The sequence below is a fragment of the Pseudobacter ginsenosidimutans genome, assembly GCF_007970185.1.
Taxonomy (GTDB): Bacteria; Bacteroidota; Bacteroidia; order Chitinophagales; family Chitinophagaceae; genus Pseudobacter; species Pseudobacter ginsenosidimutans.
The window spans coordinates 7,627,010-7,652,060 of the sequence record NZ_CP042431.1 but is presented as its reverse complement, the minus strand read 5'-3'; the positions used below and the strand labels follow the sequence as shown (position 1 = coordinate 7,652,060).

Annotated in this window: 16 protein-coding genes and 1 riboswitch; of the genes, 12 read left to right on the top strand and 4 right to left on the bottom strand. The window is 47.1% G+C overall.

Annotated features, from left to right (window positions below):
• Positions 1 to 47: 47 nt before the first annotated feature.
• A riboswitch (cobalamin riboswitch) is annotated at positions 48 to 208 on the bottom strand.
• A gap of 534 nt (positions 209 to 742) precedes the next feature.
• Positions 743 to 3,178, top strand: coding sequence for a phosphoenolpyruvate synthase (gene ppsA, locus FSB84_RS30010; RefSeq protein ID WP_130543680.1), 2,436 nt, complete (start codon positions 743 to 745; stop codon positions 3,176 to 3,178).
• 83 nt (positions 3,179 to 3,261) lie between these two features.
• On the opposite strand, the gene FSB84_RS30005 is transcribed toward ppsA, so the two are convergent.
• Entirely contained in the window at positions 3,262 to 4,512 is a 1,251-nt protein-coding gene (locus tag FSB84_RS30005; protein ID WP_130543681.1) for an outer membrane protein transport protein, read from the bottom strand.
• A gap of 7 nt (positions 4,513 to 4,519) precedes the next feature.
• Positions 4,520 to 5,755, bottom strand: coding sequence for a DUF4270 family protein (locus FSB84_RS30000; RefSeq protein WP_158644181.1), 1,236 nt, complete (start codon positions 5,753 to 5,755; stop codon positions 4,520 to 4,522).
• A 599-nt stretch (positions 5,756 to 6,354) separates the two neighbouring features.
• Between FSB84_RS30000 and FSB84_RS29995 the strand changes: the two genes are divergently transcribed.
• The 8 genes from FSB84_RS29995 (at position 6,355) to FSB84_RS29960 (ending at position 17,058) form a co-directional block, all read left to right on the top strand.
• Positions 6,355 to 7,392, top strand: a complete 1,038-nt coding sequence (locus tag FSB84_RS29995) for a Kelch repeat-containing protein (RefSeq protein ID WP_130543683.1) — start codon at positions 6,355 to 6,357, stop codon at positions 7,390 to 7,392.
• 96 nt (positions 7,393 to 7,488) lie between these two features.
• Positions 7,489 to 8,922 carry a sensor histidine kinase gene (locus FSB84_RS29990; RefSeq protein ID WP_130543684.1) on the top strand — a complete coding sequence of 478 codons (1,434 nt, stop codon included), beginning with the start codon at positions 7,489 to 7,491 and terminating at the stop codon, positions 8,920 to 8,922.
• Positions 8,912 to 9,622, top strand: coding sequence for a LytR/AlgR family response regulator transcription factor (locus tag FSB84_RS29985; protein ID WP_130543685.1), 711 nt, complete (start codon positions 8,912 to 8,914; stop codon positions 9,620 to 9,622). The genes FSB84_RS29990 and FSB84_RS29985 overlap by 11 nt, the downstream gene beginning before the upstream one ends.
• Before the next feature lie 377 nt (positions 9,623 to 9,999).
• The gene (locus tag FSB84_RS29980) at positions 10,000 to 10,659 is read left to right on the top strand and encodes a murein L,D-transpeptidase catalytic domain family protein (RefSeq protein ID WP_225979929.1); all 660 of its coding nucleotides are present in this window, start codon (positions 10,000 to 10,002) and stop codon (positions 10,657 to 10,659) included.
• Between the two features lie 104 nt (positions 10,660 to 10,763).
• On the top strand, positions 10,764 to 11,738 hold the full coding sequence (locus FSB84_RS29975) for a Gfo/Idh/MocA family protein (RefSeq protein ID WP_130543687.1): 975 nt from the start codon (positions 10,764 to 10,766) through the stop codon (positions 11,736 to 11,738).
• The gene (locus FSB84_RS29970; RefSeq protein ID WP_158644180.1) at positions 11,731 to 13,161 is read left to right on the top strand and encodes a sugar transferase; all 1,431 of its coding nucleotides are present in this window, start codon (positions 11,731 to 11,733) and stop codon (positions 13,159 to 13,161) included. The genes FSB84_RS29975 and FSB84_RS29970 overlap by 8 nt, the downstream gene beginning before the upstream one ends.
• A 51-nt stretch (positions 13,162 to 13,212) precedes the next feature.
• The gene (locus FSB84_RS29965; protein ID WP_130543689.1) at positions 13,213 to 16,107 is read left to right on the top strand and encodes a M1 family metallopeptidase; all 2,895 of its coding nucleotides are present in this window, start codon (positions 13,213 to 13,215) and stop codon (positions 16,105 to 16,107) included.
• Positions 16,108 to 16,119: 12 nt separating this feature from the next.
• Positions 16,120 to 17,058, top strand: a complete 939-nt coding sequence (locus FSB84_RS29960) for a GNAT family N-acetyltransferase (RefSeq protein ID WP_130543690.1) — start codon at positions 16,120 to 16,122, stop codon at positions 17,056 to 17,058.
• Positions 17,059 to 18,015: 957 nt separating this feature from the next.
• Here FSB84_RS29960 and FSB84_RS29955 read toward each other — a convergent pair.
• Together FSB84_RS29955 and FSB84_RS29950 are read right to left on the bottom strand one after the other, a co-directional pair.
• Entirely contained in the window at positions 18,016 to 18,696 is a 681-nt protein-coding gene (locus FSB84_RS29955; protein WP_127126056.1) for a 2-C-methyl-D-erythritol 4-phosphate cytidylyltransferase, read from the bottom strand.
• A gap of 35 nt (positions 18,697 to 18,731) precedes the next feature.
• On the bottom strand, positions 18,732 to 19,115 hold the full coding sequence (locus FSB84_RS29950) for an STAS domain-containing protein (RefSeq protein WP_130543691.1): 384 nt from the start codon (positions 19,113 to 19,115) through the stop codon (positions 18,732 to 18,734).
• Positions 19,116 to 19,210: 95 nt separating this feature from the next.
• Here FSB84_RS29950 and FSB84_RS29945 point away from each other — a divergent pair, with 95 nt between their 5' ends.
• The 3 genes from FSB84_RS29945 to FSB84_RS29935 all read left to right on the top strand — a co-directional run bounded on the left by FSB84_RS29945 (position 19,211) and on the right by FSB84_RS29935 (position 25,027).
• Positions 19,211 to 21,736: an ATP-dependent Clp protease ATP-binding subunit gene (locus tag FSB84_RS29945; protein ID WP_130543692.1), complete on the top strand. Its 2,526-nt coding sequence runs from the start codon at positions 19,211 to 19,213 to the stop codon at positions 21,734 to 21,736.
• 135 nt (positions 21,737 to 21,871) lie between these two features.
• Entirely contained in the window at positions 21,872 to 23,059 is a 1,188-nt protein-coding gene (gene cmk / locus FSB84_RS31330; protein WP_225979928.1) for a (d)CMP kinase, read from the top strand.
• Between the two features lie 201 nt (positions 23,060 to 23,260).
• Positions 23,261 to 25,027 carry a BACON domain-containing protein gene (locus FSB84_RS29935; protein ID WP_130543693.1) on the top strand — a complete coding sequence of 589 codons (1,767 nt, stop codon included), beginning with the start codon at positions 23,261 to 23,263 and terminating at the stop codon, positions 25,025 to 25,027.
• The last annotated feature ends 24 nt before the right edge of the window (positions 25,028 to 25,051 follow it).

Below are 25,051 nucleotides of genomic sequence, written 5' to 3'. Positions count from 1 at the left end.
TACAGGCATCTATCATAGTTATGCATTTACCTTTAATGCGAAGGATTCAGCACAGATCAATACCGGCAGGTATTCTGACTTGTTTGTAGTCCGCTTTTTGAGGGCGGTAAACTTACAGTTGCGCAACAGTCCATGAATCACACATGGTTCCCCTGAAATCTCCCGGAGGCTGCGAGCAGGTCCGGGAACCGGTACAAATTGCGTACAAGAGCTGACTGCAAACGTAGCATCCGGGGGAGCGTTTTCCAATTTAACTTAATCACAGGATGTGTATAATTAATGGGGATGATGTGGAAGTGCAGGAATGATGCGGCTTATGTCTGGTAAGGGTTTGAAGGGTGCAGAAGCATTACGGGTTTGGAAGGAGGTGATGGCCGGAAAGGCCCATTGGGGTTGAATGGTGGATTGCAAAACGATAGATGGAAACACTTATCAGGCAGCAAAAAAAATAATCATGTAATAAAATTATAGATATGTCCCTTTAGGCCTTTAGTAACGTTAATGAATATGCGATCTATTCCGGGTTATTTATATCGATTACATAACCTGTTCATTCTTCTCTATGGCCGGTTTGCGGAAAATCCCGCTCTGCCTTGTCCGGATCACTTTGCAACCGGTTGTTACGTGTCTTCTGGACGCATTCAAAAAAATATTGATAAGTTCCACCATAAGACTAACGATCGTTACCTTACTTTTGGATTGCCAAACAGATCCTGTCATCAGACAACAACATTTTTTTCAGATGAAAACAACCAGCAGTATTCTCTTACTTCATGAGGTAGGCATTCACGACATCGACCTGGTCGGTGGCAAGAATGCTTCCCTGGGCGAGATGCTACAAAACCTCACCAATCTTGGTGTAAACATTCCCGGAGGTTTTGTCATCACAGTGAACGCCTACAATGAGTTTATCAAATTCAACAATCTCGACTCAACCATCCGGGCGCTGGTGAAAGAGATCGATTACAACAACGTGGAATCGCTTCGCCGTGCAGGTTTGCAGGTCCGGAACCTGGTGCGTAACTCCAAATTCCCTCCGGAACTGGGGCAGCAGATCATCGAAGCATACTACACGCTCTCTGCAAAGTATGATCAGCAAGGTACAGACGTGGCCGTGCGTTCTTCCGCCACCGCTGAAGATCTGCCCGATGCATCCTTTGCAGGTCAGCAGGAAACTTATCTCAACGTACGCGGACCAGCCGCGCTCATCGATGCAGTTCGTAACTGTTTTGCATCACTCTTCACGGACCGCGCCATCAGCTATCGCGAAACTTTCAAGTACGATCACTTCTCCGTAGGCCTTTCCGTCTGCGTACAGAAAATGGTCCGTTCAGACCTTGGAAGTTCCGGCGTTGCTTTCTCACTCGATACCGAGAGCGGTTTCAAAGATGTGATCGTGATCAACGGTTCTTACGGACTGGGTGAAATGGTAGTGCAGGGCAGCGTATCTCCTGATGAATTCATCGTGTTCAAGCCCACGCTGGAAAAGGGATACAAATCCATCATCGAGAAAAAGCTCGGCGTAAAGGACCAGAAGATGGTGTATGGAGATGATCCTGATGAGCGCGTACGCATCATCCCAACAGAACGTTCTGCGCAGTACCGTTTTTGTCTTTCCGATGAGAACATCCTGAAGCTTGCCGGATGGGTGGCCATCATCGAACAGTACTACAGCAAGATCAAGAACTACTGGTGCCCTATGGACGTGGAATGGGCGCTGGACGGACTTTCCCAGGAACTCTTCATTGTGCAGGCCCGCCCGGAAACCATTCACTCGCGCAAGCAACACAATACCATCACAGAGTATGTGATGAAGAACAAGCCTGAAGACGCCAAACCCATCGTGAAAGGAATTGCCGTTGGTGATAAGATCGGCGCCGGCAAGGTCAGCATCATGTTCTCCCTCGACAAACGCGTGGAAGAAGGACATGAATTCAAGGAAGGCGATGTACTGGTAACCGACATGACGGACCCGGACTGGGAGCCGATCATGAAGAAAGCATCTGCCATCGTTACCAATAAGGGTGGAAGGACTTGTCACGCCGCCATCGTGGCGCGCGAGATGGGCGTTCCGGCCATCGTAGGTTGTGGCAATGCCACAGAGATCCTCCAGGAAGGTCAGGCTATCACCATCTCCTGCGCGGAAGGCGATGAAGGTTTCGTGTATAGCGGAATACTCGATTATGAAGTCAACGAAACTTCCCTCGACGATCTCCCGCAAACCGATACAGCGCTCATGCTGAACGTGGCATCGCCAGCACTGGCATTCCGTTTTTCGCATATCCCCAACCGTGGGGTAGGACTGGCGCGCGAAGAGTTCATCATCAACAATTATATCGGCGTTCACCCGCTGGCATTGTTGCAGCATAAAGAGTTGAATGATCCCGAGCTCACACGCACCATCGAAAAACTCACCAAAGGATACGCCAATGAAGAAGAGTTCTTCATCAGGAAACTTTCTTATGGTATCGCCAAGATCGCTTCGGCTTTCTATCCCAATAAAGTGATCGTTCGTTTCTCCGACTTCAAGAGCAATGAATACTTCAATCTGCTCGGCGGTAAATATTTCGAACCGCATGAGGAGAACCCGATGATCGGATGGCGTGGCGCTTCCCGCTACTATTCCGAGAGCTACAAACCCGCATTCGGACTGGAATGTAAAGCTATCCAGCGCGTTCGTGAGGAAATGGGCCTCTCCAATGTGGTAGTGATGATACCTTTCTGCAGAACTGTATCGGAGCTGCTGAAAGTGAAGGAAACGATGAAGGAATTCGGACTGGTACAGGGTAAGGATGGACTGGAGATCTACCTCATGGCAGAGCTTCCTTCCAATATCCTTATGGCGAGAGAATTTGCGCAGCATATCGATGGCTTCTCCATCGGCTCCAACGACCTCACCCAGCTCACGCTGGGCCTCGACCGTGATTCCGCACTCGTAGCACATCTCTACGACGAACGCAATGATGCTGTGAAAAGGATGATCAGCATGCTCATAGACACTGCCAAAGAATGTAAAGTAAAAGTGGGCATCTGCGGACAGGGACCTTCAGACTTCCCTGATTTTGCACAGTTCCTGGTGGAAAGGGGGATCGATAGTATCTCCGTTACACCGGACTCTGTGATCAAGACCATCAAAGCCATCAGCGCCATCGAAGCGAAAGCAGTGGTTGCACAATAAACGAATCATGTAATAATGAACAAAACCCCGTAGCAATACGGGGTTTTTGATTTCACAGGGAGACAACATCCTGCTATATCAAATCAATCATACTTTCTTCCCTTACTGTACAAAAATTCCCGGAATGAAAACCGGAAGCTCAGTTGTACAAAAGTTTCTTTGATCAGGTTATTGGCGATGGTGCCTCTGCGACCTGCTTCCAGCGCCAGTCCATAACTCATCTTGCCACTCAGATAACCGCCATATCCAATGGTGGCGCCCACTTCATCGATAGGTGTATTATTCACGCGCAGATAACTCCTGTTGAAATATCCACCAACCTGCATATAACTTTTCTCGAATTTCATATTCCATTGTTCCACTATATTGGACATCTGTACACCGCCTGCGATCCTGTAGGAATTGATGGTGCTCCAGTTGGACCCACGTACACGGTTAGCCGCCCAGTCCTGGTAGCTGTAATCCACGGTAAAGGTGGTGCGGCCTTTACTGGTGACCGCCAGTCCGAGATCAAAGGTCATGGGCAATGTGAAATGATCATTGGCAATCACTTCCTCGTTGCGAATGATAGTATTGCCTTGTTGTATAGTTACACTTTTTTCCCTGTCCAGATCTGTTTTGGCGGAGAACTTGCCACCCAGTGCATATTGCCAGTTCTTACCCAGTTTCCCGGAGTAAATGGCGCCATATTCGAACCTGAATTTGTTGTAATAATCTTTTCTTTTTGTTTCGATGGGATCCTCTGCATATGCGGTCTGCAATGATTCGGTTTGGTTCACGGATCCGGTGAGCAGGGATGTACGAACGCCCAGCGCCAGATGTTTACCTGCATTGAAAGCATTGTTCCAGCTAACGTTGTAAACGCCGCCATCACCTTCATACAATGCATCATAGGTTTCCGTTGAGCCTTCAATATTGAGTTTGGAACGATAGGAATAATTCACATAGCTGTAGGGCATGAGACTGACACCTGAAGTCCAGAATTTGTTCAGTTTGATGGCAACAGAAAAATTCTTAATGAAGATATCCCTGCCTGTATTGTTATCGCTTGTAATGGAATTGCCGGCATAGCTCACTGTTTTGCCAACAAAAGTGGCATTGCCCAGTAATACGCTTCTTTCCAGTCCGGCCATGGAAGCAGGGTTCTTATTGAGCAGGTGGAAAGGATTGCTCATGAGGGCGGTGCCTGCATTGGCGATACCTGCTGTTTTATCATAATACCTGTGCTCGATATCCCCGATACCATAAGTGGAATAGGGGGAGTTGATGCTTTGTGCCTGTGTTGAAACAACTGCAAGGGAAAATATAGTGAGTACAATAATTCTGTATTGCATAATCAGTTTATTCGGTAGTGGTCAAAAGCGTGAGTTTGAGTTGGGAGGTGTATTGCTGGTTCAGCCTGTTACCGATCACTGCCCGGTTGAGGCGTGTGGCGGAACCTGGACTTTCTTCCAGCGCAAACATGCCCATTTCCGCGCTGTTGTTCATTGTGAGCAGGTAGGAGATATAATGTGTGATATCAAAACTGTAATTGGTGTTCAGTCTGTATGCATCATCGATATAAGGTACGGCTGAAAGTGGGTTCTGTCCCGTTATATCGGTCATCTGGTCTCCGATGATATTGGTGGCATTGGTCTGTACCATGTAGAGGCTGGAACAAAGTGGAAAAGTGTACTGTTCGAAACTACCTTCAACAGGTTTCAGCACCAGAACTGCCTGCAATAATTTAATGGTCTTGCCGAGGGTTTTGATGTCCTGGAGGCTGGGGAATTTTATTTTAAGCATTACGCCTGTGCCTGTTTGAGAAAATGCATAAGGATGTGTTTCATCCGGAAAGTATTCTTCCTGTCCGTCGTTCTTTTTCTCCAGCGGGGTGCCGGTCCTGTTGATGAGGATCTGGTTGAACTGGTATTCATTGCGGGTGAGGTAGAAGTCGATAGTATGTTTTTCGAAATAAGGCCATGTGGTATGATAGTGAATCCGCATAACAGTAGCGCTGTCTGTTTTAAACGCATACACGGCACCGTTATCGCCTGCATTGGTTTTGATGGTGATGCCCTTGAAATAGCTGAGCCAGGAATCCACATCCTGGAAGGCGACATCTTTATCCCGGATCTTCTGGAACATTTCCGATCCTTTATCATTCCTGATCTTCAGCTCCAGTGAATCCCTTGCCGGGCTGAGCGACCGGTTCACCGAAGCAAGAGCTGATGGCAGCCATCCAAAGCTGCTGGTATTCCAGATCCTGCTGGAATAGGTATAGTCTGTCTGTTCTGCCATTTCATAGGCGGTGAAAGAAATTGGTTTTGAAGTATCGCCGTACCAGGAATTATTCGGTTTCAGCACAAGCACCAGTGAATCATATACCGCATCATCCGGGATTTCCGCATTTTGGGCAGCGGCCGGTAATCCAAGCTGGAAGAAGGTTTGCGCGATGGTAGGTCCCATTACCGGGTCTTCCGTTCTGCCTACGAACAGCACATTGGTTCCTGAGGTAGGGAATGAGTCCAGCACTACAGTAGAAAGAAAAGGGGTAAAAGTATCTACTGTAATGAGCCTTGTAAAGCTATCCTGCATTCCGGTGCCAAACTGTATTTCTTTTTTCTGACAAGCCACAAAACCGATACAACAAAAAACAATGAGCCAACAAATATTGCGAGGGGCGTAAATATGCGTGATCATTCCTGGGTTGTTCATTTGTGCGCAATATATCCGCCACTATTTGGTGCATTTTGTTATTATATATCAGCCCTGCAATAAAATCGGCAGAATTCCATTTTCTATCTCCGAATTCACACCCGCCCCTCATATTGCTTGTCTATTTCTATTCATCTCGCTGACGCACCCGTACCCCTCTCTCCACTCAAGAATGAAATCACAAAAGGGGATTTTATCTTTTGCTTTCTCAGTGTGCCATGCAAAGAAGTGGGTGGGTTTGTGCGGGCCTTCGAAACAAAAGCTCCACAGTACAGCTCAGCTCCACCGCCCATCCCACCTACCACCGCCCAATAAATAAAAAAAGCGTTGGTTTGTTTCACAGCCCGTCCAAACCCACCCCTTCTTTGCCCCCGCCCATAAAGACAAAATCACCCTTTTAGTCGATTTCATTCCACCCTCCATCTATTTTATCATATTGTTTGCGTAACCCCCAGATACTTTGTGCAAAATTTACTCAAATGAAACATCCGGTTTTCCTGATCATTCTTTCTTCTCTGTTCATGCTATCTGCCTGCTCTAAAAACAGCTCCGACGATGATTCCGACCTGGTCGGTAACTGGGTGCGCAGCGAAGATTTCAGGGGTGACCCCAGGAGTGAAGCGGTTTCATTTGTGATAGGCAACAAAGCATATGTGGGAACAGGGCTTTTTGCAACGAACGGACAGTACAGCAATAAGTTTTACCGGCTTGACCTCGACTTCGGCTACTGGGAGCCTGTAGCCGACTTCCCCGGCGAAATGCGCCGCGGGGCCGTTGCTTTCACTGCCGGTGGCAAAGCATATGTGGCCTGCGGATTCAATGGCCCCGCCAATAAATTGCTGAACGATTTCTGGGAATATGATCCGGCGCTCGACAAATGGACAGAGCTCGATCCTTTCCCCGGTGATCCCCGTCGCAATGCAGTGGCATTTACGCTTAATGATAAAGGTTATATCGCTACCGGTTATAATACGAGCGCAATGTCAGATTGCTGGGAATTCAATCCTTCCGGCAAAACCTGGACGGAAAAAGCCAGTATCCGCGGACGTAAACGTTCACAGGCTGTGGCTTTCGTCATAAATGGCAAAGCCTATGTATGCAGTGGCAACAACAATGGCGAAGCGTTGAATGATCTTCAGTCGTTCGATCCTACCGGTAACAGCGGACAGGGCGCCTGGACTGATCTCCGTAAACTCACCAATGTTAGCGATGAAAGTTATGATGATGATTATGCCAATATCGCCCGTTACGGTGCAGTGGCATTCACTATAGGAACCAAAGTGTACCTGGCTACAGGCCGCGCCGGATCATTGATCTCCGATACCTGGGAATATGATGCCACCAATGACCTCTGGACAAAGAAAACATCTTTCGAAGGCACTGCCCGCGAAGGCGCTGTCGGATTCACGCTGAAAGACAGAGGCTTTCTCCTCACCGGTCGCAGCGGCTCCGAGATCTTCGACAATATGTTCGAGTTCAAGCCATTTGATGAGCAGGATGATAACGACAACTATTAAACCGCATTTGTTATAGTTAAGATAAATTAGCCGGTTAGCGAGGCGTTGCAATGTTTTGCATGCAGCGCCTCACTAATTTGGCGGCTCAATTCAACAATGAGAAAAGACAGTGCGCTGGATGTTTTTGCCTACGTGTTAGGATTCAAGCCTGCTAAAACGGTGGTGCACCGTCTGCTTATCATTTCATTGCATATCCTGGGATGGGGACTCTTCCTCACCCTGCCTTTGCTGATCTACCGAATTGAGATACTCGATACTTTTTTCCTGTACAGGGAAGTGGTCAACAAGGTGTTCCTTATTCTTCTATTCTATTTCCACTATTACTTTCTCATTCCAAGATTCTTTCAGAAAAAGCAATACGGAAAATATTTCCTTACCATACTTGGTTGTTTGCTGGTGATCTGCCTGCAGCAACTGGTAGTGGAATCTTTCATTCAATACAAATTCCGGAAACAGGCCGGTATGGTGATCAGAACAGGACCCAATCGTTTCTTTCATCGCCTTTCACCCGTTGGTAAAATGCAGCTGGCGCCGATGGTTGGGTCAGTTACTGTGAACAAGGATACCACCATGATCAGAAGGGTAGGGCCTGATGGAAGTTTTGTGGAGAATATCGAATACAGGAAATCTTCAGATCACGAAAAAGATACTGTGGTAGTGCTGACCACACGTATGGTGCCTTCGGGTGAGCAAAGCCGTGAGCGTTTTGTTGAACGGAGTTTTTCCCAGGGCGCGCTTCCTGCCATGCCGATGGGACGCACCCTGGCCATTGCAGGAGATATCCCGGTGATGAAATTGTTTGGATCTGAAATCCCATTGATGGCTTTGCCCATGTTGCTGATGGATACACTCACTTCCGCCATTATCATTCTGCTGATCAGTGGATTCATCAAACTGGCCAATTCATTGCTCATCAGTGAAAAACAAAAGAAGGTCCTGGAAACGGAAAGACTGAATGCGGAGCTCAGCTTCCTGAAACTCCAGATCAACCCGCATTTCCTTTTCAATACCCTTAACAGCATTTATTCACAGGCGCATCTCAAATCAGAACAAACGGAATACTCCATCCTGAAGTTCAGTCAGATCATGCGTTATGTGCTGTACGATACAAGTACCGAAAAGATCACACTGAGAAATGACCTTGAATATATCAGCAATTATATCGATCTTCAAAAACTTCGATTATCCAAAAACGTTACAGTCAGATACAATGTGACCGGCAATACAGATAACCTGCTGATCGCGCCATTGCTCCTTATCACCTATATCGAAAATGCATTTAAACATGGTGTGAGTTATACCATTCCTTCCGAGATCAGGATCAATATAGACGTGATCGGCAATAACCTGCTGCTCACAGTTTCCAATGCCATTACCTCTACACGCCAGACGGGGCATGAAGGGGTAGGACTGATCAATGCAAAAAGAAGGCTGGATGTTTTATATCCCGGCAGGTACCTGCTGGATGTGGTAGACAATAAATCCCTCTACATTGTTAACCTCAAAATCGAGTTGGACCATGAAAATTAATTGCCTCATCATCGATGATGAACCCTGGGCTCTGGACCTGATGGAAGACTTTATTCAGAAGATCCCCTATCTCAGGCTGGTGGCCAGATGTGAGGGCCCGATGGCAGCAAGACCGTATTTCGACAAGGAAGAGATCGATCTCATTTTCCTGGATATCAGGATGCCGGATCTTTCAGGGATCCAGTTCCTCAAAACACTTCCCAGGAAACCGTCGGTGATCTTTGTTACGGCCTACAATGAATTTGCCGTGGAGGGATTTGAACTGGATGCTATCGATTACCTGTTGAAACCGGTGCCATTCGACAGATTCGTTGGCGCAGTGAGCAAAGCCTACGAATACATCAGCTTCCGCAAGAACAACCGTCAGGTGGCCAGCAATGAAGATTTCATTTTTATCAAAACTTCTCACAAGATCCAGAAGATCTTTTACGAGGACATTATCTATCTCGAGGGACTGAAAGATTACACGCGTATCCATCTTTCCGGTAGCAGAAAGCCCATCGTAACTTTACAAAGCCTGAAGTACTTCGAGAGCCGTCTGCCTTCAACTACCTTTATCCGCATTCACCGATCCTATATCGTATCGCTCCGTAAACTGGACACTGTCAGCAGGAAAACTGTGTTCCTGGGTGAAACCGAACTGCCCTGCAGTGAACATTATCGTAATATTTTGTATACTTTGATCGGAGAAAATTTATAAGAACTGGCAGGTTTCCATTTTTCTACGAATTGATTATTGTATTGATATGTTAAAAACCTGATCCGGACTGCATTTAAAATGCCACAAGGCTGCATTTTTTTCAAAATACCGTACATTTGCCACGGTTCAATTAGTAAAAATCCAGGATTGCCCTGCTTATTCCCAGGGCAATTTTATTTCAGGTATCCCGTTGATAGAAAAATATGCGGAAGTAGCACGCATGATTTTTTACCCTAAAAAAATGGAATGAGTCCATGCAAAAACCAAGGAAGAAGTTAAGGCTGGCCACATTGGTTAGGGCCACAGTGTTGGGCGTTCTGATTGTATTACATTGGTCATTCGTACCTTTTACAACAGATGGAATTGCATCAACCCCTTTGTCTAAAAAGATTTTCTTTGCTCCCAGCCCCATTGGAAGTATCGAGTATCATGCCATTGCCTGGTCTCTTTCCAAAATGGAGGTATATGATAGCCTTCATCTCGAAGAGCAGGGGCTGAGCCGTACGGTTTTCCAGATGGCTCTTAATGGAATGGAAAAACTGAAAAAGACCGGCCTCATTCGCGATAATATCCTCTCAATAGCAGATTTCTCCAGGCCAAGCAGCGAAAAACGCCTGTTTGTGATCGACCTCAATAATTATCAGGTACTTTTCCATAGCCTGGTGGCCCATGGCAACCGCTCCGGAAAAGAGTCCGCCAATGTATTCTCCAACAAGCCCAGGAGCAATGCCAGCAGTTTGGGTTTCTACGTAACCGGTCAAACCTATCGCGGCAGCAATGGCTATTCCCTGAAATTGCAGGGAATGGAAAAAGGGATCAACGATGCTGCTTTCCGCAGGGCCATTGTAGTGCATGGAGCCGACTATGTTTCGGATTCATGGATCAACAGCAAGGGTTATATTGGAAGAAGCCAGGGTTGTCCGGCAGTGCCTACAGATATCAGCCGTCCCCTGATAGACGAGATCAAAGATGGAACAGTGCTGTTTATCTATCACCCCACATCCGCTTATATTTCCCGTTCAAAGTTGGTGCGCTGATCCGGCATCATGTGCTGAGTTATTCACATCCGCATACTGCGTGGTAATAAAAAACCGTTATGTAAACGGCCACAGCGTTTATCTTTGACAATTAATTTTTTATTATGCTAAAGGTAGGCGTTTTCGGTGTAGGCCATCTGGGTAAGTTCCATCTGAATAACTGGAAGGAGATGAAGGATGTAGAACTGGTAGGCTTTTTTGACCCTTCAGATGATGCAGCACAACAAATAACGGAAAAATATCAACTCCCCAGGTTCCTGGATCCCGAATTGCTGATGGATGCCGTGGATGCCGTAGACATTGTAGCGCCCACCACTTACCATTTCGACCTCTGCAGAAAAGCCATCCGGAAAGGCAAGCATGTATTTGTGGAGAAACCCCTGGCCAATACCATGGATGAAGCGCGTGAACTGGTGAAACTGGTGAAAGAATCCAATATCAAGTTCCAGGTTGGTCATGTTGAAAGGTTCAATCCTGCTTTCCTCTCCCTGTCCGGCCTCGACCTGCAGCCCATGTTCATCGAAGTGCATCGTCTGGCGGAATTCAATCCCCGCGGCACGGAAGTGAGCGTGATACTCGACCTGATGATCCACGATATCGATATTATCCTCAATCTCGTGAAGAGTGAAGTGAAAATGATTTCCGCCAGCGGCGTGGCCGTTATGACGGATACGCCCGATATAGCCAACGTGAGGATCGAGTTCAATAACGGATGTGTGGCCAACCTCACTTCCAGCAGGATCTCCATGAAGAAGATGCGTAAAATGCGTTTGTTCCAAAAAGATGCGTATATTGGCGTTGACTTCCTTAACAAGAAATCCGAAGTGATCAAACTCAAGAGCCCGCTGGATGTGGATGCTTTCTCGTTCGACCTGGATACACCACACGGGAAACGCACCATTGCGGTGATCAACCCACAAGTACCTGAAGTTAATGCGATAAAAAAAGAGCTCGAAGCTTTCCGCGATGCCATCGCGGAAAATACACCTACACGTGTGTCTGAAGTAGATGGTTACAGAGCAATGGACGTAGCGCATCAAATACTTCAGAAAATTAAAAACAACAGTATTGTTGCCTAAACCTTTTAATGGATCAGAAAAAACCATTCACAGTGCCTGGTACCTGCTAAGTGACTATACTGCAGCTGTGCTTGGATGGATAGTTTTTTATTTCGCCAGAAGGTATTTCCTCAATGAGCATATCATCGTCAACAACAAGATCTTTCTGAACGACAGGTTCTGGTTGGGATTGATGATCATTCCCATTGGATGGGTTGTATTCCAGGGAATGTTGGGAGCGTACCAGTCACTCTACCGGAAATCACGGTTGAGCGAGTTTGCATTGACTGTACTCAGTTCCCTCATTGGTTGTACGCTGATCTTCTTTGCCCTGGTGATCAACGATCCCCAGCATCACTATACCTACTTTTACAATGCACTTGCCACTTATATCGGCGTGCAGATACTGTTTACCTGGACCGGCCGCCTGATGATCCTTTCCCGTGTGAAGCAACAGCTCATGCGCGGGAATGTGCATTTCAATACTCTCCTCATCGGTGGCAATTCCGTTGCCACCAGGATCTTCAAGGAAACACGCGAAGGTTTGGCCAATGCAGGCTTCCACTACAAGGGATTCCTGGCGGCAGGGCAGGAGCCCAACGGTATCCGGGAATACCTGCCACAGTTCGGTTCGTATAAGGATATGAGTGAGGTGATAGATCAGCGCGGCATCAAACTGGTAGTAATTGCGGTTGACAAGAATGAAAAACAACAGATCAACCATATAGTGGAAGTGCTGAGCGAAAAAGATGTGGAGGTGAAGATCGTTCCTGATACGCTCGATATCCTTTCCGGCAGTGTACGCACCAGCAATATTACCGGCGCCCTGCTTTCCGATATACGTACAGACCTGATGCCGGAATGGCAACAGAATATCAAACGCGTGGTGGATGTAGTGGTGGCGATTTCCGGACTCATTTTCCTGAGCCCCTTCCTGGCCTATGTAGCCATCAGGGTGAAGCTCTCTTCGGCCGGGCCGGTTATCTACTCACAGGAACGGGTAGGGTACAGAGGAAGGAGATTCCATATTTTCAAGTTCAGGAGCATGTTCCATCATGCAGAAGCCAATGGACCGCAATTGTCCGATACCAATGATCCAAGGATCACTTCCTGGGGCAGGATCATGCGCAAGTGGCGTGTAGATGAATTGCCACAATTATGGAATATCCTCAAAGGCGATATGAGCCTGGTAGGACCACGTCCTGAAAGAGAGTATTATATCCGCCAGATCCAGCAACAAACGCCTTATTATAATTACCTGCTGAAAGTGAAACCAGGCCTCACTTCCTGGGGAATGGTACAATTCGGTTATGCCAGCTCCGTTGAAGAAATGGTGGTGAGAATGAAATATGATTTGACATATATCGAAAATGTTTCGCTGGCCATCGATCTCAAGATCATGCTCCATACCCTGCGCATCCTCTTTCTGGGCAAGGGCAAGTGATTTGCTTTGTATCTCCTTTGTAATCCCTTATTTTTGATAAAAGGTACGTTCGTGCACAGACTTCTACTACTCATTGGCTGGTGCTTACTGCTTCAATCCTCACTCTACGCGCAATCCAACTACTGGCAACAGGAAGTTCACTATACCATCGACGTTAGTCTGAATGATAAGGAACATACGCTCGATGGCATGCTCAAAATGCAGTACATCAATCATTCTCCCGATACACTTCATTTCATTTGGTTCCATGTATGGCCCAATGCCTATAAGAACGATCGCACCGCTTTCTCCGATCAGTTGCTGGAGAACGGCCGTACTGATTTCTATTTTTCGGATATGGAAAAACGTGGGTATATCAACCGGCTTGATTTCCGCGTGAACAATGCCCGTATCAGAACGGAAGACCATCCGCAATTTATCGATGTGGTGAAAGTGTGGTTGCCTCAGCCATTGGCGCCCGGCGCTCAGACACTGATCACCACGCCATTCCATGTGAAGCTGCCCGGCGTTTTCAGCAGGAGCGGCTGGAAAGATCATGCCTACCAGATTGCACAATGGTATCCCAAACCTGCAGTGTACGACAAACAGGGCTGGCATCCCATGCCTTATCTCGACCAGGGAGAATTCTACAGTGAGTTCGGCAGTTACGATGTTCGCATCACTGTTCCCGAATACTATGCAGTTGCCGCCACCGGCAATCTTGTGATGGGATCATATCTTCCTCCGGCCGGTTCAGCTCCGGCACCGAAAAAAGTGGAAAAGAAGAAACACCCTTTCCTGATGGAGAAGAAACCGGTGAAGAAACCAGCATCTTCCTCATTCAATAAGAACAAGAACAAAAAAGCGGCGCTCACCATCACCAACGATCCTCCGCCTGATCTTCCTGCGAAGGCCAATGCACCTGTTCCAACGCGCACTTTGCAGTTCAAACAGGACCGCATACACGATTTTGCCTGGTTCGCCAATCCTGACTTCGTCCTCGATTCCGATACAATACAGCTGGCTTCCGGCCGCATGGTCACAGCCAATGTATTCCGCCTGCCTTCCAAAAGTGAATTATGGAAAAGAGGACTGCCTATGCTGAAAGAAGCGGTCCGCTGGCGTTCTGAAGTGATCGGTGAATATCCCTATGATGTGGTAAGTGTTGCCGAAACTCCCATGGGTTTCAGTGGTGGTATGGAGTATCCCACCATTACAAGTATCTCTCCGGTGAGCACTGCTTCGGACCTGGAAAAACTTATCGGTCACGAAGTTGGACATAACTGGTTCTACGGCGTTATCGGCACCAATGAAAGGGATAATCCCTGGATGGACGAAGGCATCAATACCTATTACGATATCCGCTTTGGTGAACTCAATAATGATTCCGGTGGAAACTGGATGACACGCCGCATTCCGGAAGATGATCCCCGCCTCTTCGTGTCTGTTGTTACAAAGGACAAGCTGGACCAGCCCATTACCACCAAAGGTGCAGACTTCACGCCACTCAACTATGCCGTAGTGGCCTACATGAAAACAGGTCTCTGGATGCAGGAGCTGCAGAAAACACTCGGTACCCGCCTGTTCGATAGCTGCATGCAGGAGTATTACAAACAATGGCAGTTCAGGCATCCTTCGCCTGAGGACTTTCGTAAAATAATGGAAGAGACATCCGGCCGCAACCTGGATAATTTCTTCAATGAGCTGGACCGCAAGGGGGACATATCGCCGTATTCCGGCAGAAAGAAATTCAAACCCACTTTCATGTTCAATTTCAAGGACAATGACAAGGTGAATTACATCAACTTCTTCCCTGCGCTGGGTTATAACAGTTATGATAAGTTCATGGCAGGTCTGCTCATTCATAATTACAATCCGCCTTTTCAAAAATTCCGTTATGTATTTGCACCGCTCTATGCATTCGGCAGTAAGCAGGTGAATGGAGTGGGAAGGATCGGTTATACCTTTCTGCCCGACAGGAAAATCAGGAAGATCGATATCGGTGTTGGCGCTGCACGTTTTTCCACGATGGAAGGAGTTGACAGCAACAACAATAAACTGTTTGGCGGCTATTACCGTTTCACGCCGCAACTGCGCATTACTTTCGGTAACAAAACGGCCCGCAATCCTATCGAGCACTGGATCGAATGGAAGACCTTCATCATCGGTGAGCGCGGCTTCAATTATGCCATGAGCAGCAAGGATTCGCTCTATCATCCCTATAAAGCTGAAACGAAAACCAGCTATATCAATCAACTGACCTGGAACGTTACCAATTACCGGACCCTGTATCCCTACGATGCGCAATTACAGATCCAGCAGGGTGATGGTTTCTATCGCGCATCCGTCACTGGTAATTATTTTCTCAATTACAGTTCCGGCGGTGGTTTGCAGGTGCGCGCCTTTGCAGCAAAGTTCGGATACATTGGAGGTCATACTCTCGAGAAAGAATTCCGAACCATCAGGTACCAGCCCAAGCTTACGGCTGTACGTGGTTACGAAGATTATACCTACAGCAACTATTTCATTGGTCGCAATGAACAGGAGGGCATCGGCAATCAGCAGATCATGATCCGCGATGGCGGCCTCAAACTGCGCACCGATCTGTTCCAGGACCTTCAGGGAAGATCCGATAACTGGATTGCATCCATGAACTTCAACACTACGCTGCCGACGAAAATGTTCCCTATTGAACTACCTGTTCGTTTGTTCCTGGACGTGGGTACCTATGCCGAAGCCTGGAAGAAAGATGCCTATACCAGTCGATTTCTCTATGTGGGCGGAGTACAGCTGGTACTGTACCGCGAACTGATCAATATCTATATCCCCGTAGTATACAGCAAAGAGTTCCGCGACAATCTCAAAACGGTTCCCGAAGAAAACAAGTTCCTGAAGAAGATCTCTTTCAGCATCGATATCCACAGGCTGAATCTGCGCAGGATGACCAAAAACTATTATTCGTTCTAGGTATAGTTGAGCATGCAGTCCCTTCCCGCCATACAATACCTGACCCGGCAAGAACTGGATATTCAGCGCTGGGATGCTGTCATCCAAAAGGCTGATAACGGACTTCCCTATGCGTACAGCATTTACCTGGACCATATGTGCAAGCACTGGAGTGCCCTGGTCCTCGGCGATTACGAAGCGGTGATGCCACTCACCTGGAACAGTAAATACGGGATCGCTTACCTGTACCAGCCACCTTTCACCGCTCAATTGGGTGTATTCGGGAAACATCTCACGCCTTCACTGATCGAAGCTTTTCTGTCTGCCATTCCCAAAAGGTTTCGCCTGATCGAGATCGAGCTCAACCAGGCCAATGCCCATGCCAATGTCGGCCCTCAAAAAAACACCAGCATATCCCTTCGTAACAACTACGTCCTGGATCTCAGGGCTCCCTATGAGTCACTTCAATCTGCCTACCGGGAAAATATCCGGCGCAATATCAAAAAGGCGCAACAACTCAACAATCGTTATGCAACGGACATTCCCATTTCCGAGGTACTAAGTCTTTCCAAATCCCAGATGCAGGGGATTTCCAATCTCAGCGACCGCGATTATGAAAACTTTGAATCGCTCTTCAATCAATTGCATCAGCAGGGCAAAGCCATTGCCTGTGGAGTGTTTGATGTCAATGATCAGCTGCTTGCCAGTTGTGCCTACGTATTTTCGAACAATCGTGCCTGTTATATCCTTGTGGGCAATCATCCCAATGGCCGTACCAGCGGTGCATCTCATTTTCTCATCGATCGTTTCATTCATCAGCATGCCGGAGAGGAGCTTACGCTGGACTTTGAAGGTTCAGATATCCGTAACCTGGCTTTCTTTTACAGCAGTTTCGGCGCCAGTCTGGAAATTTATCCGTCTCTCCGCATTAACCGCTTTCGCCTTCTCGGGATTTTGAAACGCTGGCTGTGAAACGTACCGGCAGGTGCCTTCTCGGGATTCTGAAACGCTGGCTGTGAAACGTACCGGCGCATAGGTTTGTATGTTGGGCTATTGCTGGTTGGATGGGCGATGGTAATTCCATTGATCTTCTTCGCTTACGTTTGCAAGGCCAGTTTTTTCAGAACCCTCGCCGGCATGAGGTTGAGAGTGCATCAGTGCTGTATTAAAGTTATGAGTGGCTGATGAAATTTAGCAGGGGTGGGGGAAGTGTTCCGGATAAATGGTGCTGTGAGGATGGATGAAATGAAGCTGAGGATATAAGCCCGGTTAAGAATGGAGCCTGATGTTTTACAATTACAATGAAGAAAATAGAAAGTAGAAAAGGAAACAGCTATTCTAAATTCAAAACATCAACGCCTGGAAAAGTAAAAAATGCAATACTCAAAAATGAACGATAACAGAATAACAGAATAACAAAATAACAGAATAATAAAATTCCAAAATAATCATAATGGATTAATGGAATTAAGAACTGAAAAAGTGGGAGCAGAAAAGGCAGGGGCTAAAAAATAGGAATGCGAAATCAAGTGGGCTTTTAATCTTAAAAACAACAAAGGGAAAATCTGAATCAAGAAAAAATGTAAAAACTGTTTCAGGAAAGTGCACACTGAAAAGCAACATTGGTAAAACGCAATTCCAGGTCCATATCATTTATCAAAGTTCTCAAAGTCCGGGGACCGCAGTTTCATTTCACAGGAACTGCTGCACTTTTACCACCATCTCTCTCTCAGCGTGATTGAGCGAACGGGATATGGCACAAGCGGCCTAAGAAACGTAAGCGAAAGACCCCAATAGAATTCCTCCTGTCCCATCCAACCCGCCCACAGCCCATCAACGAACAAAAAGCGCTGGTTCGTTTCTCAGCCGCGTTGACATATCCCTTCGCGAACACCAGCCTAATAAAAAAGCGAATATCACGCCCCCAACTCATATCCCCATTTCGCGTTCCTCAAGTATCTTCTCTGCTATCAAAATATCCAGAGGTCTCGTGATCTTGATATTTGTAGGTTCGCCTTCCAGCAGGTGAATTTTCACTCCCAGTTTTTCCACTACGCTTGCTTCATCGGTGAAGCTTTCATCATATTCCTGTTCGAAAGCGGCTTTGATGAGGTCTGAGTAGAATGTTTGTGGTGTTTGTATGATTTTTATTTTGTTGCGGTCTATGGCAGCATTTCCATTGAATGTTTCGATGCGGATACTATCAACCGCGGTAACGGCGGGGATGGCATTGCCTCGTTCCTGTGCCATATTGAAGCAGCGGCGGATGAGGTCTGGCGTGAGGAGGCAGCGGACGCCGTCGTGCACGAATACGATGGAGTGCTGGTGGATATGATCGAGTCCATTTTTAACGGAATGGAAACGTGTTTCCCCTCCGGTGGTCATCCAGATGCGATCGGGGTCGAAGGTGGAGCGGAGGATTTCATGGCCGGTCTGGAGATGTGATTCCGGGAGAACCAGGATGATGGTGAGATCATCGAATGCTTCCAGGAAGGCGGTGAGCGTGTACCAGAGCACAGGTTTATCGCGCAATGGCAGGAATTGTTTGGGTACCTGTGTACCCATACGCAGGCCGGATCCACCGGCTACTATCACGGCAAATTTCTTCATTCGTTTTGGTTGTAATGGGTGGCGGCGGGCAATCGTCAGAACTCATTATCGCCACCAAGCAACTCTCTTTCGATTTCCTCCATCTGAACTATATCCCATGCCTCACTTTCGGAGGGGGTGATGTTCAGCAGGTCCAGCAGTTCCATTTGATCCAGCTGATCCTTTACAGACAGTTGAAGCTCACAGATTACGAAGCTGGCCTGTTGCTCGTAAAAGGTTTGTTGAAGCTTTAACAATGTTTCAGCGGCAGCTTCGTCCAGGTTTTCAATGTCTTTCAAATTAACGATCACGTTTTTAACGTCAATTTGGAGGAAAGGAAGCAGACTTTCACTTAATTCCGCTGTCATATTGCCAGAAAGAACTGGTTCTGTGATGTAAATGACATGGAATTTTTGCTTGGTATCAATTTTGACCTTCATAACACACTTGGTACTTGTTAACAACCGTTAATAAGACGGCTAGAACAGAAGTCAAAAATATTCGTTATTATTGTATAACACAACAAATTATAAAAATGGACAACAATTTTTCAGCCCAGGTGAAAGAGATCATTTCGTTTAGCAGGGAGGAGGCTTTAAGGCTGGGGAACGATTTTATCGGTACCGAACATTTGTTGCTGGGGTTGATCCGGGAAGGAGAGAACACTGCTGTCCGCATTCTGAAGAGCTTCAATGTAGACCTTTATGAGCTCAGAAAGGAAGTGGAGATGGCGGTGAAGGACAAAACCGGAAAGAATATTGCCAACATAAATAGTTTACCCCTAACCAAACAGGCGGAAAAGGTAATTCGTGTAACCGTGCTCGAGGCTAAAGCGCTCAAGAGCCCTACGGTGGAAACCGAACACTTGATGCTCTCGATTCTCAAGAACAAAGAAAACATAGCTACTCAAATTTTAAATCAATTCGACGTGGATTACGATCTTTTCAGAAATGAATTAGGCGTGGTGAAGAGCAATGACGTACGAAGCGAGTATGCTGATGAAGGTGAGGATGATTTTGATGAAGAGAAAAAATACTCGCAGCAGAAATCACGCGCATCAGGCAATGCAAAAAGCAAAACGCCCGTGCTCGATAATTTCGGCCGTGACATCACAAGACTTGCAGAGAACGGATCACTCGATCCCATTGTAGGACGTGAAGCTGAGATCGAACGTGTATCTCAGATCCTCTCACGCCGTAAAAAGAATAACCCCATCCTCATCGGCGAACCAGGCGTTGGTAAAACCGCTATCGTGGAAGGATTGGCGTTACGTATCGTGCAAAGAAAAGTTTCACGCGTTCTGTTCGACAAACGTGTGATCTCTCTTGACCTCGCCGCCCTGGTGGCAGGTACCAAATACCGTGGTCAGTTTGAAGAAAGAATGAAAGCGATCATGAACGAGCTCGAAAAGAACCGCGACGTGATCCTCTTCATCGATGAGATCCACACCATCGTGGGCGCCGGCGGCGCTTCCGGTTCTCTGGATGCTTCCAATATCTTCAAACCCGCACTCGCCAGAGGTGAGCTCCAATGCATCGGCGCTTCCACACTGGACGAATACAGGATGTATATCGAAAAAGATGGCGCACTCGACCGCCGCTTCCAGAAAGTAATGGTTGAACCGCCTTCCGTTGATGAAACCATCCAGATCCTCAACAATATCAAGTCCAAATACGAAGACTACCACAACGTTACTTACAGTGACGACGCCATCGAGGCTTGTGTGAAACTGAGCGACCGCTACATTACAGACCGTCTCCTGCCAGACAAGGCGATTGACGTGATGGATGAAGTAGGAGCCCGCGTTCACCTCAAGAACATCAATGTGCCCAAAGAGATCCTTGATCTCGAGAAGAAGATCGAAGATGTAAAAGTGGAAAAGAATAAAGTTGTAAAGAGCCAGAAGTTTGAAGAAGCTGCTTCTCTCCGCGATACTGAAAAACGCCTCCAGGAAGAACTGGAAAAAGCGAAAGCAGGCTGGGAGGAAGAAAGCAAACACAAACGTTATCCCATAGACGATGAAGCCATTGCCGAAGTGGTGAGCATGATGACCGGTATCCCCGTTAAGCGGATGGTACAGGCTGAAAGCGAAAAACTCCGCCGCATGTCTGAGGACATGAAAGGAATGGTAGTTGGTCAGGACGAAGCCATCGAGAAAGTGGTAAAAGCCATCCAGCGTAACCGTGTGGGCCTGAAAGATCCGAAGAAACCGATCGGTACCTTCATCTTCCTCGGACCTACCGGTGTGGGTAAAACGGAGCTTGCACGTTCACTCGCCCGTTATATGTTCGACTCTGAAGATGCGCTGGTGCGTATCGATATGAGTGAATACATGGAGAAATTCACTGTGAGCCGCCTGATCGGCGCGCCTCCCGGATATGTTGGATACGAAGAAGGTGGTCAGCTCACCGAAAGAGTGCGCCGCAAACCTTACTCCGTGATCCTGCTGGATGAGATCGAAAAAGCACACCCCGATATTTACAATATCCTGTTGCAGGTGCTGGATGATGGTCAGCTTACTGATGGACTCGGTAGAAAAGTGGACTTCAAGAACACTACCATTATCATGACATCCAACATCGGTGTACGCCAGTTGAAAGACTTCGGAGAAGGTGTAGGATTTGCAACTGCAGCCCGCACACAATCTTCCGATGAGAACAACAAGGCCGTGATCGAGAAAGCGCTGAAACGTACTTTCTCTCCCGAGTTCCTCAACCGTATCGATGATGTGATCATCTTCAACTCTCTCACCAAAGAGAATATCTTCAAGATCATCGATATCCTGATGAAGGGTGTTACCAAGCGTTTGCAATCCCTTGGATTTACGCTGGAGCTCACAGAAGAAGCGAAGAACTTCATCGCCGAGAAAGGTTACGATGTTCAATTCGGCGCCCGTCCGCTGCACAGGGCCATCCAGAAATACCTGGAAGATCCTCTCGCGGAAGAGATCCTGAACATGCATATCAAGCAGGGTGATATCATGATCGCTGACCTGGATAAAGAGAACAGTAAGATCACGTTCAATATCCAGGAACCCAGCAAATCGAAATCAGAAGCATAAGCTCAATATAGTTTTTCACTACAAGGAAACACTTAGGCTCCGTCGAAAGGCGGGGCCTTCTTTTTTCGCGGGGATTAAAATCAGCTTAAGACACACTATTTGAAAAGAACGCCCGTTTAACAATCATAAGTCCTTGTGTTTTGTTTCCTTGATGAGGCCCCGGTTATTTTTCGCGATGCCACCCCCCTGATCATGGGCATGGACACTACTAAAAATCCAATGCTTACCGAAAACCAGGTGACTTACAGTAGTGAGTCCACTTTGTCGTCGCCCACTACATTATTGAGAAGGCGGGCCAGTTTGCTGGACCGCTTTCTTGTTTTCTGCCTTCCTGGTAACCTGCAGGATCTGCCCGCTATCTTTGATGCCCATTTTGTGCTGGTGTTGTACAAGAAGAATATGAATGGCAAGGAAAGTGAAATAGAAAAATTGAAATGGGTACAAAAGTTTTACACCCGCATTTTCGAATTGGAAAATGAACAGAAGCGCCATTCTCTTCCTGTTGCGTCATCACCCGATGCCCTGCTGATATCTGGGGCAATAGCACTCCCATCAAGCCTGAAAATTGACCCATTGAAACTGCTTTCATTCGGCTTGACCAATTCATTGCGGATTCCCGCTTTTTCTGCATTTTTGCAGTGCAACATGGACAAGAAGATCATCATCACCATTGACGGCTGGAGCAGCTGTGGCAAAAGCACCCTTGCAAAACAATTGGCGAGAGAACTGGGATATGTGTATATCGACAGTGGCGCCATGTATCGATCCATCACTCTTTACTTTCTCCGCAATCATGTTGACTGGACAAACCCCGAAGCGGTACACGAAGCATTGGGGCATATCAAACTTCAATTCCACGCCAATCACAAGAATGGCCAGAGTGAAATTTTCCTCAACGACGAGAACGTAGAATATGTGATCCGCGACCTGGTAGTAGCGGAAAAAGTAAGCGAAGTAGCAGCCATCCGTGAAGTGCGTGAATATGCCGTTAAACAACAGCAGGAGATGGGAAGAAAGAAAGGGATCGTGATGGATGGCCGCGATATTGGGACCGTTGTTTTCCCCGATGCCGAGCTTAAAATTTTCATGACCGCCGACAACGCCATCCGCGTTCAGCGCCGTTTCAAAGAGCTCTATGAAAAGAATCCCAATGTGACCATTGAAGAGGTGAGAGCCAATCTTGAAATGCGCGATTATATAGACTCCCACAGGGAAGTAAGCCCGTTAAGACAGGCAGAAGACGCCCTGGTACTGGACAATTCCCATCTTACCATCAGACAGCAACTGGATATCGCCCTCGGATGGGTGAAAGAAAGATTGTAATACATGATAAAAAGCGTATGTGCATCCGGGACAATACAATAAATTATCCCGGGATTTGCTTATGTGCCTGCTTTTTGTAAATTACAGAGCCATTTTATTTCCTTCCAGCCCAATAAATTTCATTTTTTAACCGTTCGCATATACATGGCTGAACGACATGCGTTATTAATGCGATTTGGTTCATGATCGAAATTCATCAATATGAAAACCTTATTCCAGCAATGGAGCCTGCTCATCTTAATCTGTTTAGTTTTCCCTTTTTGCAATAAAGACGAAAAAGTTGTACCGGTGCTGGAGGTAGACAAACCCTCCATCGAAGCCACTGCAGAAGCCGGTACGGCATCCCTTGATATTACCTCCAACGTGGATTGGGATTTCAGCGGTATCCCTTCCTGGCTCACCATCGAACCTTCCAGCGGTCGTGGCAATGCTACTGTTGAGTTCAGCTATCCTGCCAATGCAAAAGCGGAGCAACTCACGGTTACGCTTATCCTGAATGCCAAAGGCTTATCATCAAGTCGTGTAGTATTCAATCAGCTTGGCGCAGCACCTTCCATGCTGATCAATAAAACAGAAATAGAAGAAAAGCCTGAAGGTCAGCAGGACTCTGTAACTATTACTTCGAATGTACCCTGGAAAATAGTGATGCCGGTTGATTCCTGGTGGATCACGCCAGGTGCCTCCACCGGTAAGGCAGGTGTTACCAAATTGTTTTTCACCATCGCTCCCAATAACAGGATAGGCGCCCGCGAGGCTGTTATCAAACTTGAAAGCACTGGTCCGGCGGTTACGCCATTGTTGTTGAAAATAACACAGGAGCAACCTGAGATCGTTATAAACTCTTTTACGCCCAATGCAAAAGGCGGTGCAACGATCAAGATCAGGGGAAGCGGTTTCTCTTCCATGCTCAGTGAGAACAGTGTTTCCATCAATGGTCAGGATGCGGTTGTAACCAAGGCTGTTCCTGATGAATTGGACGTGACAGTACCTGTTGCTGCCGGAACAGGAAAGATCGCCGTTACGGTTGGAACAAAAACAGGCGTTTCTTCAACAGATTTCGTGTATGACCTGGTATGGAGGGTGTATACTGTTCCTGTGATTGCATCTGAAAATGATCTGGCTGCACCTGCAGCAGTAGTGATCGGCAATGATGGATTCCTGTATGTAGCAGACAAAACCGATCAGCAGATCAAGAAGATCAGTTCAACCGGGGCTGTAACGGTTCTGGCCGGAACAGGTTCGCAGGGATTCCAGGATGGACCTGGAAATATTGCTATGTTCAGTGATCCTACTGCCATGGCGATCGATGGCAACAATAATCTTTACGTATCGGACAGGAACAATAAACGTATCAGGAAGATCGAACCTAACGGAAATGTGTCTACGCTTGCAGGCGACGGCACTACTGCCATTTTCAATAATCCGCAGGGCGTTACCGTTGATGCAAATGGGAATGTATATGTAGCTGATTATGGTAATCACAGGATCCGAAAGATCACACCCGCCGGAGTGGTCACCACCATTGCAGGATCCGGTACAGCAGGATCTTCAGATGGGACGGGGGTAGCGGCGTCTTTCAATAATCCGGCTGCCATTGAAGTAACAACTGACGGCATGATATACGTTGCTGAACCAACTGCAAGAAGGATCAGGAAGATCGATAATACAGGTAAGGTGACCACCCTGGTGAACGGGCTCACCAATGATCCGTTTACGAATCCTTCCGATATCGCATCCGATGCTGCAGGTAATATCTACGTTGCAGATCAGTTGCGCCACAGTGTTTACTCACTGAGCCCTGCCGGTGTGGCGACTGTAATTGCAGGCATGGTACTGCCAGGTCATAAGGACGGCGAAGGAGTTCAGGCGAAATTCAATTTGCCTGTAGCGATCGCATTAGGCATAAACGGCGAGTTCCTTGTTGCCGACCAGGGCAATAAAATGATAAGAAAGCTCTTTAAACAGTAAGCTGATTGTCGCGATGAAAAAGTG